Source organism: uncultured Corynebacterium sp., from assembly GCF_937999985.1.
Lineage (GTDB): Bacteria > Actinomycetota > Actinomycetes > Mycobacteriales > Mycobacteriaceae > Corynebacterium.
In genome coordinates, this window is record NZ_CALLDG010000019.1 from 1 (window position 1) to 16,871 (window position 16,871).

Below are 16,871 nucleotides of genomic sequence, written 5' to 3' on the forward strand. Positions count from 1 at the left end.
TACTCCCCACTAGTCGGTAACTGATTTCTCAGTCCAACTAATGGGGAGCAGTTCAATCCGGTGCGGGCTTTCTGTCTAGCGGGCGCGCTTGGCCAGGCGCTCGGTATCGGAGATAAGCACGGACTTGCCCTCCAGGCGGATCCAGCCGCGGTGGGCAAACTCTGCCAACGCCTTGTTCACGGTCTCGCGGGATGCGCCAACCAGCTGGGCGATCTCCTCCTGAGTCAGGTCGTGGTGCACGCGCAAAGCGGTGCCCTCCTGGGTGCCGAAACGGTTCGCCAGTTGCAGCAGAGCCTTGGCTACGCGGCCGGGAACGTCCGTGAAAATCAGATCTGCCAGGGAGTTATTGGTGCGGCGCAGGCGGCGAGCCAGCACGCGCAGCAGCTGCTCGGCGATCTCCGGGTGCTCGCTGATCCAATTGTGCAGCATCGTGGAGTCCATCGTCGCCGCGTGCAGCTCCGTCACGCAGACGGCGGACGAGGTGCGCGGGCCCGGGTCGAAGATGGACAGCTCGCCGAACATGTCGGAGGGGCCCATGACGGTCAGCAGGTTCTCGCGCCCATCCACCGAGTGGCGGGCGAGCTTCACTTTGCCGCTGATGATGATGTACAACCGGTCGCCCGGCTCGCCCTCGTCGAAGATGGTGGTGCCACGAGGAAATTTGACGGTATCCAGTTGCTCGATGAGGGTGCGGACTGCGGTGGGTTCAACACCCTGGAAGATGCCTGCCCTCGATAGTATTTCGGATACTTCTGCCATCCTTAGTTTCACTTCCGTTTCTGGCATCGCGGTGGCGCGGGTGACCACCTCATCTGTGTAGCGTGCATCACGCCAAATATGTATGGTTCGTCTCTTTTGTTAGATCATACCCAACTATGTCACAGCGCAATTCGGGGTGAAGGTACATTTGAAAATATTATTAGCTGCCGCTTTTGCTCGCAGAACTTCTTTTTCGTCGAAGTGGAAGGTTCTATGACTCGCCACACCGCCCCGTCCGGCCAGCCCAGCCAGCCTAGCCAGCCCGGCCAGTCCGGCCAACCAACTCTGCCGCGCGTCGGCGCTCACATCGCCGCGAAGGGCAAAGAAACTCCGCTGGGCCGCAAGCGCCGCGCCCGCAAGATCAATCGTATGCTCGCCGAGGCCTACCCGGGCGCACACTGCGAGCTGGATTTTGACAATCCCCTCGAGCTGCTGGTGGCTACCGTCCTGTCCGCACAGTGCACCGATAAGCGCGTCAATGCCGTCACCCCTGCGCTGTTTCACCGCTATCCCACCGCCGCCGACTACGCGGAGGCGAATCTCGAGGACGTCGAGCAGCTCATCAAGTCCACCGGCTTCTACCGCTCGAAGGCCAAGAGCATCGTGGGGCTTGGCCAGGCCATCGTGGAGAAGCATGGCGGCGAGGTCCCCGGCACGCTCGAGGAGCTGGTGAAGCTCCCCGGCGTGGGGCGCAAGACCGCAAACGTGGTGCTGGGAAACGCTTTTGGGGTGCCGGGCATCACCGTGGATACGCACTTGGGGCGCCTGGCTCGCCGCTGGAAGCTCACGGAGCACGAAGACCCAGTACAGGTCGAGCGTGACCTCATGGAGCTCATCGAGCGCAAGGAATGGACCCTCTATTCCCACCGGGCGATCTTCCACGGTCGTCGAATCTGCCACTCGCGCCGAGCGGCCTGCGGAGCCTGCTTTTTGGCGCGGCAGTGCCCTAGCTTCGGGATGGCGGGGCCGGCTGACCCTGAGGTGGCGTCAACAATGATTAGGTCGGACGACCGCGACCACCTGCTAGATATGGCGGGGTTTGGGGCAGACGGCCAGGTAGACTGATTTCCTGTTATGTCTGCACCTGTCGAACACTCCGCCCGCACGCGCGCGATCATCATCGCGGTCACGCTGGTTGTTGGCATTGCGATTCTCTGCGTGCCGCTGATTGCCGCGCTGCGCGAAGATTCTGCGGATGACGTAGGTGCGCCTACTTCTTCTGTGGAGGATGGCACCCCCTCGGCCCCAGCGGACGACGGTCCTGTCGAGGTAGCGAACGAGGTCCGCTGCCCAGAAGGTGCAGGCGCGGGCGAAGGTGCGGGCGAGGCCACCGTGAGCCCCGAGGCAGAACTGAAGGACGTGTACCTTCCGTGCCTGACAGAAGGCGGTACAGGCAGCGCAGGCGCGTCGCAGACCTCCCTGGCCGAACGCCTGGCGGGTAAGCCCGCGGTCGTGAACGTCTGGGCCTGGTGGTGCGCCCCATGCCGCGAGGAACTGCCGGTGCTGCAAGAGCTCGCCGAACAGCATCCCGAGTGGAATGTCGTAGGAGTGCACCTGGATGCCAAGGGCCAGGCCGGAGCGGACATGCTGCGCGACCTGGAGGTGGATAAGCTGCCCAGCTTCCAGGATTCCAACCACACTTTCGACTCCGCGGCGAACCTGCCGAAGGTGGTGCCGCTGACCGTGGTCTACAACCCGGACGGCACCCGCGCGCACTTGTACGCACAGACCTTCCGCAGTGCCGAGGAAATGGAAAAGGCGGTGCAGGAGGTTCTATGACCAGCTCGAATTCGCAGCCGAACACCCACCTAGACCGGTGGCTCGCACGCGTGCAAGAGCAGCCGGACATGCCCGCAGACCTGCCCGAATGGCTGCACGACTTCGCTCGCGACTGCCGCGAGGTGGACATCCATCAGTACCTCAACGACTCCGCCCGGATCGTGCCGGAGGTCGACGAGCACGGCCGCCCGCCCCGCTACTCGGCGGTGCTGATTCTTCTTTCTGGTGACGCCACCTTCTCCCGCCCCGCCGGAACCACAGGCAGGCAGTCCATCCCCACCGACGCAACCATGCTTTTGACCCACCGCGCGCCGACCATGCGCAACCACAGCGGACAGGTGGCCTTCCCCGGCGGGCGTTTGGAGGAAGCCGACGCTGGGCCGGTGGAGACCGCCCTGCGAGAGGCCGAGGAGGAAACGGGGCTGAACCCGGACACTGTGGAGCCGTTTGCAGTGCTGCAGCCGATCTACATTGATCGCTCAAATTTCGCAGTGGTGCCCGTGGTGGCGTGGTGGCGTCAACCCCATGCGGTAAGCTGCCCTACAACCGAAAACGACTGGGTCGAGCCCTACCCCCTGGGCGAGCTAGTGAACCCGCAGCGGCGCTTCGAGGTGGGCTTTGCCGGCTGGCGCGGGCCGGCCTGGAACCTGCACATCGGCGAGGAAAACCCGCTGGTTCTGTGGGGTTTCACAGGTGGGGTGATCAGCGCCCTGCTGCGCCGTGCGGGCTGGGAGGAACCGTGGTCCAGCGGCGGCGATAGCGGTGCGAAGGGGCCGTGGAACCTCTTCGAGACGCTGGCCGGCTCCGCCAATGGCGAGGCTCTCGGCGAGATGCGGGAAGGGTTCGACAGAGCCAACGAGATGGGCAGAAACGGAGGCGCACCATGAGCGGAGCGACGGGGTCGATGATCCTTGACATTGTGCTGGTGTTCGTTTGCCTCGGCGCGGTGATCTCCGGGTACCGGCAGGGCGGGTTTAGCGCTACGTTGAGCTTCGTTGGGGTGGCCCTGGGCGGCTACTTGGGTCTGAAGCTGATTCCGCTCGCGGTGCACTTTGCTGAGGACAAAGTGCCTGATAGCGCCAGTGCACGCTTCTTCGCAGCACTGCTAACCGTGACTGTCGTAGTGGTGGTCTGCTACGCCATCGGCTCCGGCATGGGCGCGAAACTGCGGGATAATATCCGCACGCGGGAGGGCTTAAGGGCGGATTCCGCCGTCGGTTCCATCGTGCAGGTTTTTACAACGCTGCTGATCGTGTGGTTGATCCTCGTGTTGATCGCCACCGGGAACGTCGGCGGATTCGGAAAGACGATCAAGGGAAGTAAGATCCTCAGCGCGGTGGGCAATGCCGCCCCGGTGTGGTTTAAGCAGCTGCCCGCGCAGACCTCGCAGCTGATCAACGACTCGGGTTTCCCGATGATCGCCGATCCGATGGAGAACCTGCCCACCGCGGAGGTCGACCCGCCGGACAATGCGCTGATGCGTTCCCCGGCGGTGCAGAACACCCGCGACAGCGTGCTGCGCGTGGTTGGCCAGGCGGATCAGTGTAGCCGCATGCTGCAGGGAACCGGCTGGGTGGTTGCCGAGGATACGGTGATGACCAACGCGCACGTGGTGGCCGGAACTAACGAGGTCACGCTGATGACGAAGGACGGCCCGCGTGAGGCACGGGTGGTGTACTACAACCCGCAGGTGGACATCGCGCTGCTCCGCAGCGAGAACCTGCCCTTTGTGCCGATGAAGTGGGCCGAAGGCGAGGGGCAGCAGGGCCAGGACGCGATCGTCATGGGATACCCCAACGGTGGGCCGTTTAAGGCCACCCCTGCGCGCATCCGCGAGAAGTTCGTGGTCAGCGGACCGAACATCTATGCAGATGATCGGGTGGAGCGCGAGGCGTATTCGCTGCGCGGCTCCGTGGTGCAGGGCAACTCCGGCGGTCCGCTGATCGACAAGGACGGCCACGTGCTGGGAGTCGTGTTTGGGGCCGATATTAACGAGAAGGACACAGGCTACGCCCTGACGCGGGAAGAGGTAATGAAGCACGTCGGGGACGTGACCTCGCACCAGGGCAGCCCGGCGACGGGTGCTTGCGTGGCGGACTAGCGACTAGCGACTCTAGGCGCGCAGATACTCGCGGAGTAGCTCCGCGACGCACGGCGGATCCTCCACGTGCGGGTAGTGGCCCACGCCGTAAAGCACCTTGTGCTCGGCGGTATCGGCCTTCCGGGCGGACTTCTGCGCCAGGGATTCGTCGTAGATGGGATCCATGCTGCCGTCTACCGCCAGCAGCGGCACAGGTGTGGTCGCAGGGAAGGTCCGCTCGAAGCGCATCGCCTCGGGGCGGAAGCGGCTACGGAAAGGCCAGCGCAGGTACTCGCAGGAAAGGTGGGCCACCTTATCTACCTGCATTGCTTCGCGGCGGAGTGCGGCGCTGCGGAAGTAGGCGTCCGTATCCCTAAAACCCGGGGCCACACCCGCCCTAAAGATCTTTTCGGCGGCCGCGGCGTTATCGGCCAACAGCTTGCGCTCCGGAAGGCGCGGCAGCTGGGCAGACAGCAGACGGCGAGCGAAGTGCGGCTGCGAGAACGGCTGGGCCAGGATTTTGCGGAAACGCAGCAGCGGATTGATGGCGGAAAGGGTGACGAAACTGCGGACGCGCTCCGGGTTGTGAGCCACCAAAGTCCAGGCGACCATGCCGCCGTAGCCGTGGCCAACGACGGTGGCGGTGGTGTGGCCCAGGCCGCGGATCACCCCGGCCATGTCGCTGGCGGCGGTGGTGAGGTCGTAGCCGCGTGGGGTCTTATCCGAGCGGCCATAGCCGCGCAGATCCACTGCGGCTAGGCGCAGATCCTCGCCCGCGAGTTGCCGCATCAGCGGGTGCCAGTCGAAAGCGCCACCGCCGAAACCGTGAATCAGCAGCACCAATGGTGCATTACGGGGGCCTTGAACGTCTACGCGAAGACGCACACCCCGCGAATGCACGAAGGTGGCATGCGGGGTGTGCGGATCTGAAGCGTGAGAATCTTCGGAAGTCATCTCAGGCGCGCGGGGGATTTAGGTGTACATTCCCGGGCGGCGCGCGGAGGAAGAACTTTTACCCTTCTGCGGGATCACGGTCTTCAGCTCGCCGACGGACTCGATGGTCTTCTCCGGCTTCTTCACGCCCTTGACCTGCTTCAGGCCAACCAGAGCCAGGATGGCGACCAGCACCAGCATGAACAGGAAGACGACCAGGAAGGCCGCCCAACGCCACATGAAGGTATCTAGTGCCTCGGCGATGGTGAAGAAGAGGAAGAAGGAGCTGTAGGCCAGGATGATGGCGGCAGCGCCGAACAGGCCCACGCCGATGCCGGCCTTCTTTGCGGACGTAGCGATCTCGGTCTTTGCCAGCTCGACCTCGGAACGAACCAGGGAGGAAACCTGCGCGGAGGCATCCTTCACCAGGTCACTAATGCTGGCCTGACCCTTGGCATGGGTATCCACATCCGACAGCGGAATAGCGTTAACCTTCGGGTTAAAGCTATCGCGGTCGGTGAACATGCCATCGTGATCGTTGTTGCTCACTGTTAAAACTCCTGGGGGTTACACCTAATTGACTCCCCCTAGTTTGCCAGACCACGGAGAAGATTGCGCGCGCGGGTGCATTATTGTCTTAAATATGTCTGACAATTCTGCGCAAGACCCGCTCGCTGGACTGGCTGAACTGCCCGGAGTGCCGGAGGCCGTGGCCCAGGCCAACGACCACCTGGCGCGCCTGCACCGCCATCCCGCCAACCTGCGTGGCTGGGATGTCACGGGTGCGGAATCAGTGTTGCGCGGCGCGCGTGCCTCGGCGCAGCTAGACGGTGGCTCCCCGCGCTTGCCGGAGGACGGCCAGGTGGAGGATCCGATCCTAGCCGGTGCCCTGCGCGCCGCGGAGCTGCTGGCACCCGACGGTGTGACGGAGACGGTAACCACCTGGCGGCGCGCCCCACTGCAGATCATGGCGCGCATCAACGCGGTTGCCAGCCCGCAGATGTCCGACCCTGCATTTCGCCAGAAGGCCGCGGGGGATGCGGAGTTCCTGGTGCCGGGCCGCCCCCGCCGCTCCACGGATGCGCGCCTGCAGCTGCTGGGCAAGTTCATCACCGGCGGCACCAAGGTGAACGCGACGGTGCTGTCTGCGGTGATCCACGGCGAGCTGCTGACGTTGCAGCCTTTTGCGGACGCCACCGGCGTGACCGCCCGCGCCTGCTCCCGCCTGGCGACTATCGCCACCGGCCTGGATCCACGTGGTCTGGGCGTGCCGGAGGTCTGGTGGAACCGTCGGCGCGACGAGTACCAGGCAAAGGCCGAGGGATTCGCCAGCGGCACCCCGGAGGGCGTGGCCGAGTGGATTGTTTTCCACGCCATGGGGCTCTCCGAGGGCTCGCTGGAGGGCAAGTCGATCGCGGACGCGAAGTAGAAGTAGCCGCTAGGCTCCGCCTCAGCCTTCTTCGTGCCCTTCCTCGCGCCCCCGCCACCACATCGCCAGTCCGGTCGCGGCAATGCCGAGCAGTGCCAGGGTGGCGCCCGCGCCGGCGATCACCGCTGCCTGCGGGAACAGTGGTTCCGGGCGGATGAACTGGCGGATCGGCCACTCGGCCTCCGTCGCCTGCTTCTTCAGGGGACGGTCCGGGTTCACTGCAACCGGGTTGCCCACCAGCTTCAGCATGGGGATGTCTGTGGCGGCGTCAGAATAAGCGTAGCTTTTCCCCAGGTCATAGCCGTGTTTGCGGGCGAGCTCTAGGATGCGCTCGACCTTGGCGTGCCCCTTGTTGAAGTGTGTGACGGCACCGGTGAAGCGCCCATCTTTTTCCTCTAGTTCGGTGGCGAAGAGGTGGTCCACGCCGAGTTCCTTGGCGATGGGCTGCACCATGACGGAGGCCGAGGCGGTCACGATGGCGATGCGGTGGCCCATCTTGCGGTGCCACTCGATCAGTTCGCGCGCTTCGGCGTAGATGAATGGGGTTATGACTTCCTGCAGGGCGTCTTGGGCGACCTGGCGCAGGGGCTCAGATTCGCGATCCTTGATGATTCTCGTCAGGGCCTCTTTTGTGGATTCCAGGCCCTCCTCGGAGTGGGTGGAGAGCATGTAGTTGCCCAGCATCGCCATCATCTTCAGCACCTCGCCGGTGTTGAGCAGGCCACGTTCGGCCATCGGGCGGCGGTAGGCCAGGGATGCCGACGTGTCGATGATGGTCTTATCGAGGTCGAAAATGGCCAAAACTCGCTCTGCGCCCTTTGCGCGCGGTGGGTCTTGGTGCTGATTCACATGCGTCATTCTAGTAAAATCGCACCACTTATGTCACTCTAATCTTTTTGCGTTTCGGGTTATTCACAGGGTCTAGACCCTTTTTTATGACGCCAACCTGACTTTTCCACAGCCGAAAAATCAGGGGTACTTTTACCAGCGCGCAGCTGGGAGCCTTTGGTTCATGGGCGCAGGGAAGTCAGCGAAGCAGAGCAAAGCAGTAGCCAAGAAGGCAAAAGCAGCAGCAAGGAAGAAGGGGTGGGAGCGAACTGAACAGCTTCGGCCGGTGATCGTGGACATCGCCGATCCGCTGTGGAACAACGAGGCCCGCATGGTCGTGGCGGTGACCCGCCGGCCGATGATCATTCACGATGGTACGGAGGAGTTTGAGGCGAACCTCCTCCGTGAGCTAGATCAGAAAGACGGGTTTACCTGCCAGAACTCGGCGATCGTGCTGAGTGATAGGGAGAGCGAGCTGACCCGCCACAGGCTGGTGCGGGCGATCCGCGTGGATCAGTTGGAGCCCTCCCTGGATGCCGGCGGGGCGATGGTGTTGGCGGAGATGATCGGATCGAACGACGCCGTGCGCATCGCGGTGAGCTCCGCGGTGGGTGGTGCGGGATCCAGCCTGTTTGCAGCACAGCTGGCCTATTACATGTCCTGCGAGGGGAGGCCTGCCGTGTTGGTGGACGCCGACCCGCACTCCTGCGGCCTGGATCTGGTGCTGGGCAAGGAGAGGCTGCCGGGGCTGACCCGCAACCAGATTCCCGCCGATTGCGACTTCGACCAGCTGCGCAGCCATTTGCTGATGCTGGGCTTCGACAGTGCGGGTGGAAAGAAGTTCAGCGCCGAAGGCGGAGCCGTTCCCGTGATCTACGCCGACCGCTACCCGACATTCGGCGCGCACAGCGGCGGCAGGGGACTGGACGTGGGGCAGCTGGCCGGGCTGATGCATGCGGATGACCTGGTGGTGGACTGCGGGCGTAGCCTGCCTGTGGCCGATAGCGCGAGCGCAGGATGGCAGGAGCAGTGGGGCGAAGGGGAACCCGACGTGCACATTCTGGTAGCACCCCTGACCATCCAGGGAGTGACCGCCGCCAGCGCGCTGCGAAACCGAATGCTGGAAAACGACCGAACCAAGCCGCTGATCGTGCTGCGGGAAGTCCCCGGCGCCTCCACCTCCGTGGCCGTCGCCGCGATGATGATGGACGAGGTTCCCGTAACGGTGATTCGCCACGACGACCAGTGCACCCCCGCCCTTGACCGAGGCGAGGCCGAGTACTGGATTGAAAGCTCGCTGAAGCACGACCGCGTCCGCGGGCCGGTGCGCGAGGTGTGGGAGAAGATCCAGCACATTGTCGGCAACTGCGCGCTACCAATCGCGAGCTAGGGGATAACAGGGACGGGGGAGACGCAGGTGGCGTCACTAAGAAGGAAGAACAAGAACAGCCAGCCGGAACCAGAGCGCGGGCTGCTGGCGATCGTGCGCGACGACCTGGCCGAACAGGGGATTAGTAGGCCGGACGAGCACGACCTTTCGCGCAGCCTGCACCTGATCGGGAAGGCGAGTGTAGAGAACGTGCGGACTCTGCAGCGAGAGTTCAGTGGGCTGGGGCCGCTTGCCGGACCGCTACAGGATTCGCAGGTGACGGACGTGGTGCTCAACGGGGATGGCAGCGTGTGGGCGGATCGGGGCGAGGGCATGCAGCCCATAGACGGGGTGCAGATCGGCGCGGAGGCGGCGCGCGACCTGGCGGTGCGGATGGCGACGCTGTGCGGGGAGCGGCTAGACGAGGCCCGGCCCTTTGCCGACGGGGTGCTGCGCCAGCTGCCTCCGGACGTACCGGCGCAGGCGATCCGCGTGCATACGCTGCTGGCTCCACCGGCGGCGGGCGGAAGTTGCATTAGCCTGCGCGCGATTAGGGGGCAGAAGAACTCCCTAGATGCGCTGGTGCAGGGTGGCCTGGCAAGCGAGGAGATGGCAGGCGTGCTGCGGCGGATCGTGCGGGCGCGGCGGAACATCCTCATTAGCGGCGGAACGGGTGCGGGGAAGACAACCCTGCTCGCCGCGTTGCTGGCAGAGGTGGCCTACGACCAGCGGCTGCTCGTGGTGGAGGACACCCCGGAGCTGCTGATCGACCATCCGCACGTCGTGGCGCTGGCTACCCGCGAGGGCAATGCGGAGGGGGCGGGTGCAATCTCCATGACGGCGCTGGTGAAGCAGAGCCTGCGCATGCGCCCCGACCGCATCGTGGTGGGCGAGATCCGCGGCCCCGAAGTGGCGGATCTGTTGGTTGCCCTGAACACCGGGCATGCGGGCAGTGCGGGCACCATCCACGCGAACGACCCGGCCAGTGTGCCAGGGCGGCTGGAGGCGTTGGGCGCGATGGCTGGGCTGGATCGGATTGCACTGACTCGCCAGGTAATCGACGGAATAGATGTTGTGTTGCATGTTTCCCGCACGGAGCAGGGGCGACGGCTGACGCACATCGGGCGGCTAGTCGGCGACGAGCGGGCGCGCATCGAGGCGCTGTGGCACTGGCGCGACGGCGCCCGTGAGGGATTCGAGGAGTTCTGCGATGAGCTGGGCTGATGGGAGGGGCGAAGGATGATTCCGGTACTCGCGGTGGTGGCCGCCGCGCTGATGGTGGCCTTCACCCTCAAGATTGTGGTCGGGCGGATGATGAAAATCCGCCGACAGATGAAAACCTTGGCCGAGGTGCGCGATGTTGTGGATGCCATCGCCCGCGAAGTGGCCGCAGGTGCCCGACCATTGGAGGCTGTCGAACACGCGGCTGAGGGGTTGAAACCCGAGGCGCTGCGCCACGAGCTGGACGTTGCCTGCGTGAAGGTGCGCCTGGGCGCCGCGCCGGGTGCAGGGGCTGCTGGTGCCGCACCGGGCAGTGACGCCCCGAGCTTCCTTGACCACCTATTCCATATCTGGGGCATTTCCCACCGCCACGGCGTGGGGTTGTCAGCGCTGGCACGGGCACACGTGACCGACATTGATGCGCAGCTGGCGCACATCTCCAAGTCGACCTCCGCGACGGCGGGCGCGCGGCTAACGGTCACGGTGCTGCTGGCACTGCCGGTTGGCGCGGTGGCGTTGGGGCAGAGCAGCGGGCTGGGCACGCTGACTTTCCTGCTTACGAATGTGCTGGGAGTACTGCTTTTCTTGGCCGGGGTGGGGTTGGTGTGCGCCGGCACCCTGTGGACGGAGCATCTGAGCGAATCGCTGACCACATCACCGCTGGGCGGAGTGGGTGTGCGCGCCGGACCTGCCGGCTCCACACCCATGGGTCCGCTGGACGCGGCCCGTGCCCTCGACGTTTCCGCGGCTGCGCTGCGTGCCGGAAAGGCATTGTTGCCAGCCTGGGACGTGGGGGTGGGGCAGCTAATCCAGGATGGTGAACACGATGGGGAAGGGGAGCTCGGCCGCGCCATGGCGCTGCTGAACCTCGGTGGGGGAAAAGACGCCTGGCTTACGCTGGCCGAGCATTCCCTCTTTGGCCCCATCGCCCGCCAAGCGGCGCAGCAGACCCGCGCCGGAACATCGCTTGCCGATGGAATGCATCAACAGGCCGAACACCTCCGCCGCGTTGCCGCCGACAAGGCAACCGCTGGAGCCGAAAAGGTCTTGATCGCTTTGGCGGCACCACTGACCCTCTGCTTCCTCCCGGCCTTCGTCTTCGTCGGCTTGATACCGCTGGCCATCGGAATGGCCTCGCTCTAGGAGCTATGGGTACCGACGCAGGGGGAAGCCACTCCCGGGGAAAGCAGTTCACAGTGGTTCACACCGACATCCGACGTCTACCGATCACAACTCACTCAACACGGCGGCGCGCCTTTCGTGCCGCCGGGGAAGGACACTGACCATGACCACTCCAACCATCACCGTTCCAACTACCCTCACTCCAACTACACCCACGTCAACCGCTTTCACGCCGGATGTGGCGCCGGAGCAATTCCAAGCTGCGCCGGTCAAGACGGATCCGAGCATTGGAATCTCGGAAGAAACCTATTCTGACCTGTACCCAATCACCCGTTGGTGGAACCAGATTATTGGCGCTATCTATAGTCGATACGCCGATGAGAGGGGCATGTCCACGGTGGAATACGCATTGGGTTGCGTGGCGGCAGCTGCCCTCGGAGCGCTGCTATACACCGTCGTGACCTCGGACACCGTCGAGCAGGCACTCAGCGGAATCTTCGATAGGGCGCTGAACACGAAGTAACCCGGAAGGCTCTTGATTAGCCACGAGCCTTACTCCACGCCCCGCGCGCCTGAACCCTTCGAGGGGTGGGCGCGTGGGCGTCACCCAAAACCACGCACCGCGAACTACACACCGCGAACTACACAACAATCTTTAACCAGGAACGAACATGAACACAGTCGAAGGCGCCATCGTCTTGTCCGCCATAACGCTCGTCGCGGGTGGATCCGCTGCGGGATTGGTCACCATGTCGCAGGCCGCCTCGGCGCAATCGCTGGCGCGGACCGCAGCCCGAGCCGAAGCGCGCGGCGGCGATGGGGTTGCGCTCGCCAGACAGATTGACGCCACCGCAGCCGTCTCCACCTCCCGCGAAGGTAGCGCGGAAGCGCCACTTGTGCGGGTGAAAGTCACCAAGGACGGGGCGCTGTTCGACGTTCACGGCGAGGCCGTCACGCTGGTGGAGCCCGACGGGGAATAGGGAAGGTGGAGACTAGCTCATGAGCACCGTATATGGGGCGATGATCACGCTCGGCATTCTGTCGGTGGTTTCTCTGTTGGCTATCGGCAGCGCCATGCTGGGCCACAAGGAGCAGGCCAGCACGGCCGCGGACCTGGCCGCGCTATCGGCGGCGATGGCGGTGCAGACGGGCGAGGACGAGCCGTGCGAAACGGCGCGAAGCATCGCCGACGCCAACGGAGCCGACGTGGAAAGCTGCGAGGTCAATGGCGAGTTCGTGGCGGTGAACGTCACCACCCGCATGGGCTCGAACTCGCGCATCCTCCCGCAGAAGGCGCAGGCCACCGCCGGGCCTGCGGGTTAGCCACGCGGGGCACTGCGAGAGGTTGCGGTGCGTTGGGTTGTGGTCCGTCGCGCGAAGGCGTGCCTGCGCTGGCTAAGCGTTACGGAACAGGTCAGCCAAGAACGGGGTGGAGTGCACCTGCGAGGCAGGGACGGTGCCGCCGTGGTCGGTGGGATACCAGTGAACCTCCACTCGCTGGTTACGGCTGCGCATATCCCCGATGAACTGATTGATCCACATGTCCGTGTTCAAGATGATGCCGATAGGAGTGGGCACATCCATATCCCTCAGACCGTGGCCAACGAAGACCGGCTTGTCGTAGCCCGTCGCAGGAGTTTGCATGAACTCGCGCAGCGCGGGCTCCAGCCCCGGCACCTCGCGGAGTGGTTTGGAAAACGCCCGCGCGACATTAGTGCCCTTCAGGGCTTCGGAAAGCTCCGGATAACAAGAATCCTCGGCGGCCTTCACCATGCGCTTGCCCTCGTCGGTCAGGGCGGAATCGACATCGACGTTTGGGTTCGCCTCGCGGAACGCTGCGACAATATACATCGCGTAGGTGTTCAAACCGGCTGGCAGGGGAACGGGCGGGAAGGTCGGGCTGCCCGCCAATACGATCTCCTCCACATAAGCCGGGGCGCCCGTGGCCACCGTGCCCAGGAAGTTCAGGTTCGCCTGCTGGCTCCGCTCCGTTGCCCGCAAAGCGACGTGCAGGGCAGCGCCGCCACCCTGGGACTGGCCAATCACCGCCCAGTTGCGGGAAAGCTTCTGGCCACCCTGCTTCACCGCGGGCAGATCCTGCGCGGCGATCACGGAATCCACCACGTTAGCGGCGGTGGACTTGCCGTTGAGGTAGCTCATCAGCCCCTCGGTGCCCATGCCCGCATAGTCACTGGCGACGATCGCATAGCCCTGGTTGAGCCAATGGTTCAGATAGTCCTGATCACGCTGGGAGCGCGGATTCATCGACGGGGTGCACTGATCCGCCAGCCCCACCGTTCCGTGCGCCCACGCCAGCACCGGCCAGCCACCAGCCGGAGCCTTGCCCTTCGGGAAGAACACCGCACCGGTGGAAGGCGAGACCGCCCCGTGCTGGTTGGTCGTCGAGTAGCTAAAGCGAAACTGCTGGCCAGCAGCGGTCAAGCCGACAGCCGGGTCGAGCGGAACCGTGTTCATCAGCGCCCCCGCCTTAGCCGGAACCGCGCCGATCTTCAGCCCACTATCCACCGGGCTGCCCGCGAAAGGAGCCGGGGTGCGCATCGGCTCGCCCTTGTTGACCAGCGCGGCAGCGCTCGACTGCGGTCCGGAAGGCGCCGACCCAGACGGCGCTGCGGACTGTGCGGTGGCCACTCCGCCCATCCCGGACAATGCAACCAAGGACATCGTGGCGGCGATGCTCGCCTTGAAACCCCGCCGGAACCCAGTATGATTTTTCCCAGAAAAAGACTTCATGGAGGAAAGTATATTCTCAGGCGGGTCGAGATGTGGGCGTCCTCAAGAAAAAACAGTGAACTAACCCGCCGCCCCGGCCAGTGCCCGCAACAACAACACCGCACCCGCCTTGAACAGCGGATCGTTGCCATTGCCGCACTTCGGCGACTGCACGCAAGACGGGCAGCCGGACTCGCACTCGCAGGTCTCCACGGCCTCGGCGGTGGCGGCCATCCACTCGGCAAAGCGCGCAAAGCCCTGCTCGGCGAAGCCCGCGCCGCCCGCATAGCCGTCGTACACGAACACTGTCGGCAAGCCCGTATCCGCATGCAAAGCGGTGGAAACTCCACCAATATCCCAGCGGTCGCACGTCGCAATCAGCGGCAACAGGCCAATCGCCGCATGCTCCGCGGCATGTAACGTCCCCGGCCACGTCGGCTCCGGCAGCCCCAGATCCAGCAGCACGTCCGGATCCACGGTGTAAGCCACCGCGCGGGTGCGCAGCGATTCCGGCGGCACGTCCAACGGAACGGTCTCCAGGATCTCGCCACCCGGCAGACGCTTCCGATAACCGCTGACAGTATGTGAAACCTCCACGTCCACATCCGCCAGCCACACCCCGTCGGAGACCTTGCGTGTCCCCCGCGTGCGCCGCACTGCAATGTCGGTGTCGCGGATCACCTGGGTGGTGTACTCGGGGAACTCGGGCCGCACCCACGCCACGGATTCCTCCAGGTCCAGCAGCTGCACCACGAACGTATCGCCCTGGTGCATGTACACCGCCCCGGTGTGCACGTCCGACGTCGCGCGCGACTGATCCACCGTGCCCAGCAGTCGGCCGGAATCAGCCTCCACGATCGCCACCTGGGCCGCCGCCCCGCCGCGAATCGATACCTGCGAATGCACCTGCTCCGCCACCTTCAGGTCTGCGAAAATGCCCCGCGGCCTGCGCTTCAGTGATCCCTGGCGCAGTAGGTGCTCCACCACCCGCTCCGCACGCCAGTGTGCAACCTCCGCCTCGGACAGGGGCTTCTCCGCGGCCGCGCACACCACGTGGTCGGCCAGCACGTAGGGGTTCGTCGGGTCGAAAACAGTGTTCTCCACTGGCCGATCCAGCAAAGCCTCCGGGTGGTGCAGAAGGTACGTATCCATCGGATCGTCCGCGCCGACCAGCACCACCAGCGCACCTTGCCCGCGCCTGCCCGCGCGCCCGGCCTGCTGCCGGAAGCTGGCGATCGTGCCGGGGAAGCCGCTGGTCACCACCACATCTAGCCCGCCGACGTCGATGCCCAGCTCCAGTGCATTCGTCGAGGCGATGCCCAGTAGCTCGCCGTTGTCGAAGCGACGCTCCAGTTCGCGGCGATCCTCCGGGGTGTAGCCCGCGCGATAGGCCGCCACCCGCACAGCATCTGCGCTGCGCCCCAGCGCCGCCAGTTTCTCCGCGGCGGCGACGGCCACCACCTCCGCCCCGCGTCGGGAGCGTACGAAAGTCAGCGTCCGCGCGCCCTGAGCGATCGCTAACCCCATCACGTCCGCGGCCTCGGAATTCGCCGCCCGCCGTACCGGCGCGCCGTTTTCTCCTTCCACGTCCGGCAGGAACCCGGGTTCCCACAGCGCGACAGTCCGCTCGCCCGCGGGCGCCCCGTCACGGGTCACTGCCACCACCTCTGGCCGCCCCGTCAGCCGGCGCGCATGTGCCGCCGGGTCCACGCTGGTCGCGGACGCCAACACGATCGTCGGAGCCGTCCCGCACAGCCGCAGCAGCCGCCGCAGCACCATCGCCACGTGCGCGCCGAACACCCCGCGGTACACGTGGCACTCGTCGATCACCACATAGCGCAACGTGCGCAGCAGCCGGCTCCACGACTGCGGGTTCCCCAGGATCGAGGCGTGCAGCATGTCCGGGTTCGTCACGATCACACGCGCCTGGTCGCGGATCACCCGCCGCGTCTCGGGCGGAGTGTCGCCATCGTAGGTGGCCACCATGATGTCGTTCAGGTTCGCCGCGCCCGCGCACATCCGCGCCAGCGCCGCCCGCTGGTCCTGCGCCAGAGCCTTCGTCGGTGCAATATAAAGGGCCGTCGCGGTGCTCGCCGTAGCCAGGTCGCTCAAGGCTGCGAGCTGGTAGCCGAGGCTCTTTCCGGACGCCGTGCCGGTGGCAACCACCACATCCCGCCCCGCATGTGCGTGGTTCGCGGCCTCCACCTGATGCGACCACGGGGTAGAAATCCCCTGCTCGTGCAGGTATTCCACCAGAGTCTCGTCGGCCCATTCCGGCCATTTAGCCGTCTGCGACGGGCGGGCGGGGATGGTGCGCGTATGGGTGACGGTGGAGCGCGGAAACTCGGGCGTCAGATCGGCCAGAAGTTCCTCGCCGAACGACGGGGCCGAACTGTTTGCCGAACTGTTTGCTGGGGTGCCAGCCGGGCCTGGCACAGCGCCCGGAGCCGAATCTTCGGGCGCGGAGTCTGGGGTAGGGGGCGTGGGGTCGGACATTAACGTTAGTTCTAGACCCATTAGGGGGTGGATACAAGTTATTGTCCTGCGGAATCCAAACTCGCCCGAATGTTTAACCCGCAACGTGGCAGACTGTCGTGTGGTTATTAAAATCCTCGGAACTT

The 16,871-nt window shown here is 65.0% G+C and carries 17 protein-coding genes; 11 read left to right on the plus strand and 6 right to left on the minus strand.

Annotated features, from left to right (window positions below):
• Positions 1 to 75: 75 nt before the first annotated feature.
• Entirely contained in the window at positions 76 to 759 is a 684-nt protein-coding gene (gene glxR, locus Q0331_RS00780; RefSeq protein WP_298074003.1) for a CRP-like cAMP-activated global transcriptional regulator GlxR, read from the minus strand.
• 213 nt (positions 760 to 972) lie between these two features.
• Between glxR and nth the strand changes: the two genes are divergently transcribed.
• From nth to Q0331_RS00800, 4 genes are read left to right on the plus strand one after another with little or no spacing between them, the layout of a single operon-like run.
• Entirely contained in the window at positions 973 to 1,824 is an 852-nt protein-coding gene (gene nth / locus Q0331_RS00785; protein ID WP_298074005.1) for an endonuclease III, read from the plus strand.
• Between the two features lie 9 nt (positions 1,825 to 1,833).
• A complete protein-coding gene (locus tag Q0331_RS00790) occupies positions 1,834 to 2,538 on the plus strand; it encodes a TlpA disulfide reductase family protein (protein WP_298074007.1) in 705 nt (234 codons plus the stop codon).
• Complete coding sequence (locus Q0331_RS00795) at positions 2,535 to 3,425, plus strand: CoA pyrophosphatase (protein WP_298074009.1); 891 nt, start codon at positions 2,535 to 2,537, stop codon at positions 3,423 to 3,425. The genes Q0331_RS00790 and Q0331_RS00795 overlap by 4 nt, the downstream gene beginning before the upstream one ends.
• Positions 3,422 to 4,639 carry a MarP family serine protease gene (locus Q0331_RS00800; protein WP_298074011.1) on the plus strand — a complete coding sequence of 406 codons (1,218 nt, stop codon included), beginning with the start codon at positions 3,422 to 3,424 and terminating at the stop codon, positions 4,637 to 4,639. The genes Q0331_RS00795 and Q0331_RS00800 overlap by 4 nt, the downstream gene beginning before the upstream one ends.
• Before the next feature lie 12 nt (positions 4,640 to 4,651).
• Here Q0331_RS00800 and Q0331_RS00805 read toward each other — a convergent pair whose 3' ends face one another.
• Both Q0331_RS00805 and Q0331_RS00810 read right to left on the minus strand, forming a co-directional pair.
• Complete coding sequence (locus Q0331_RS00805) at positions 4,652 to 5,572, minus strand: alpha/beta fold hydrolase (protein WP_298074013.1); 921 nt, start codon at positions 5,570 to 5,572, stop codon at positions 4,652 to 4,654.
• An 18-nt stretch (positions 5,573 to 5,590) separates the two neighbouring features.
• The gene (locus Q0331_RS00810; protein WP_298074073.1) at positions 5,591 to 6,076 is read right to left on the minus strand and encodes a phage holin family protein; all 486 of its coding nucleotides are present in this window, start codon (positions 6,074 to 6,076) and stop codon (positions 5,591 to 5,593) included.
• Between the two features lie 118 nt (positions 6,077 to 6,194).
• Between Q0331_RS00810 and Q0331_RS00815 the strand changes: the two genes are divergently transcribed.
• A complete protein-coding gene (locus tag Q0331_RS00815) occupies positions 6,195 to 6,980 on the plus strand; it encodes an oxidoreductase (protein ID WP_298074015.1) in 786 nt (261 codons plus the stop codon).
• A gap of 21 nt (positions 6,981 to 7,001) precedes the next feature.
• Here Q0331_RS00815 and Q0331_RS00820 read toward each other — a convergent pair whose 3' ends face one another.
• The gene (locus Q0331_RS00820; RefSeq protein WP_298074017.1) at positions 7,002 to 7,838 is read right to left on the minus strand and encodes an HAD family phosphatase; all 837 of its coding nucleotides are present in this window, start codon (positions 7,836 to 7,838) and stop codon (positions 7,002 to 7,004) included.
• 154 nt (positions 7,839 to 7,992) lie between these two features.
• Here Q0331_RS00820 and Q0331_RS00825 point away from each other — a divergent pair, with 154 nt between their 5' ends.
• The 6 genes from Q0331_RS00825 to Q0331_RS00850 all read left to right on the plus strand — a co-directional run bounded on the left by Q0331_RS00825 (position 7,993) and on the right by Q0331_RS00850 (position 12,843).
• Entirely contained in the window at positions 7,993 to 9,198 is a 1,206-nt protein-coding gene (locus Q0331_RS00825) for a hypothetical protein (protein WP_298074019.1), read from the plus strand.
• 27 nt (positions 9,199 to 9,225) lie between these two features.
• Positions 9,226 to 10,401 (plus strand): TadA family conjugal transfer-associated ATPase, encoded by a 1,176-nt coding sequence (locus Q0331_RS00830; RefSeq protein WP_298074021.1) that lies wholly within the window; start codon positions 9,226 to 9,228, stop codon positions 10,399 to 10,401.
• 15 nt (positions 10,402 to 10,416) lie between these two features.
• Entirely contained in the window at positions 10,417 to 11,541 is a 1,125-nt protein-coding gene (locus Q0331_RS00835; RefSeq protein WP_298074023.1) for a type II secretion system F family protein, read from the plus strand.
• Between the two features lie 304 nt (positions 11,542 to 11,845).
• Complete coding sequence (locus Q0331_RS00840) at positions 11,846 to 12,043, plus strand: DUF4244 domain-containing protein (RefSeq protein ID WP_298074075.1); 198 nt, start codon at positions 11,846 to 11,848, stop codon at positions 12,041 to 12,043.
• A gap of 148 nt (positions 12,044 to 12,191) precedes the next feature.
• The gene (locus Q0331_RS00845) at positions 12,192 to 12,500 is read left to right on the plus strand and encodes a hypothetical protein (protein ID WP_298074025.1); all 309 of its coding nucleotides are present in this window, start codon (positions 12,192 to 12,194) and stop codon (positions 12,498 to 12,500) included.
• Between the two features lie 19 nt (positions 12,501 to 12,519).
• Positions 12,520 to 12,843 (plus strand): Rv3654c family TadE-like protein, encoded by a 324-nt coding sequence (locus tag Q0331_RS00850; protein WP_298074027.1) that lies wholly within the window; start codon positions 12,520 to 12,522, stop codon positions 12,841 to 12,843.
• Positions 12,844 to 12,915: 72 nt separating this feature from the next.
• Here Q0331_RS00850 and Q0331_RS00855 read toward each other — a convergent pair whose 3' ends face one another.
• Together Q0331_RS00855 and Q0331_RS00860 are read right to left on the minus strand one after the other, a co-directional pair.
• On the minus strand, positions 12,916 to 14,202 hold the full coding sequence (locus Q0331_RS00855; RefSeq protein ID WP_298074029.1) for a lipase family protein: 1,287 nt from the start codon (positions 14,200 to 14,202) through the stop codon (positions 12,916 to 12,918).
• 129 nt (positions 14,203 to 14,331) lie between these two features.
• Positions 14,332 to 16,746 carry a DEAD/DEAH box helicase gene (locus tag Q0331_RS00860; RefSeq protein ID WP_298074030.1) on the minus strand — a complete coding sequence of 805 codons (2,415 nt, stop codon included), beginning with the start codon at positions 16,744 to 16,746 and terminating at the stop codon, positions 14,332 to 14,334.
• Between the last annotated feature and the right edge of the window lie 125 nt (positions 16,747 to 16,871).

Bases quoted from the DNA above. Each gene is read 5' to 3' on its own strand.
- glxR (WP_298074003.1), bottom strand. From the start codon at position 759: ATGGCAGAAGTATCCGAAATACTATCGAGGGCAGGCATCTTCCAGGGT.
- nth (WP_298074005.1), top strand. From the start codon at position 973: ATGACTCGCCACACCGCCCCGTCCGGCCAGCCCAGCCAGCCTAGCCAG.
- Q0331_RS00790 (WP_298074007.1), top strand. From the start codon at position 1,834: ATGTCTGCACCTGTCGAACACTCCGCCCGCACGCGCGCGATCATCATC.
- Q0331_RS00795 (WP_298074009.1), top strand. From the start codon at position 2,535: ATGACCAGCTCGAATTCGCAGCCGAACACCCACCTAGACCGGTGGCTC.
- Q0331_RS00800 (WP_298074011.1), top strand. From the start codon at position 3,422: ATGAGCGGAGCGACGGGGTCGATGATCCTTGACATTGTGCTGGTGTTC.
- Q0331_RS00805 (WP_298074013.1), bottom strand. From the start codon at position 5,572: ATGACTTCCGAAGATTCTCACGCTTCAGATCCGCACACCCCGCATGCC.
- Q0331_RS00810 (WP_298074073.1), bottom strand. From the start codon at position 6,076: ATGTTCACCGACCGCGATAGCTTTAACCCGAAGGTTAACGCTATTCCG.
- Q0331_RS00815 (WP_298074015.1), top strand. From the start codon at position 6,195: ATGTCTGACAATTCTGCGCAAGACCCGCTCGCTGGACTGGCTGAACTG.
- Q0331_RS00820 (WP_298074017.1), bottom strand. From the start codon at position 7,838: ATGACGCATGTGAATCAGCACCAAGACCCACCGCGCGCAAAGGGCGCA.
- Q0331_RS00825 (WP_298074019.1), top strand. From the start codon at position 7,993: ATGGGCGCAGGGAAGTCAGCGAAGCAGAGCAAAGCAGTAGCCAAGAAG.
- Q0331_RS00835 (WP_298074023.1), top strand. From the start codon at position 10,417: ATGATTCCGGTACTCGCGGTGGTGGCCGCCGCGCTGATGGTGGCCTTC.
- Q0331_RS00845 (WP_298074025.1), top strand. From the start codon at position 12,192: ATGAACACAGTCGAAGGCGCCATCGTCTTGTCCGCCATAACGCTCGTC.
- Q0331_RS00850 (WP_298074027.1), top strand. From the start codon at position 12,520: ATGAGCACCGTATATGGGGCGATGATCACGCTCGGCATTCTGTCGGTG.
- Q0331_RS00855 (WP_298074029.1), bottom strand. From the start codon at position 14,202: ATGTCCTTGGTTGCATTGTCCGGGATGGGCGGAGTGGCCACCGCACAG.
- Q0331_RS00860 (WP_298074030.1), bottom strand. From the start codon at position 16,746: ATGTCCGACCCCACGCCCCCTACCCCAGACTCCGCGCCCGAAGATTCG.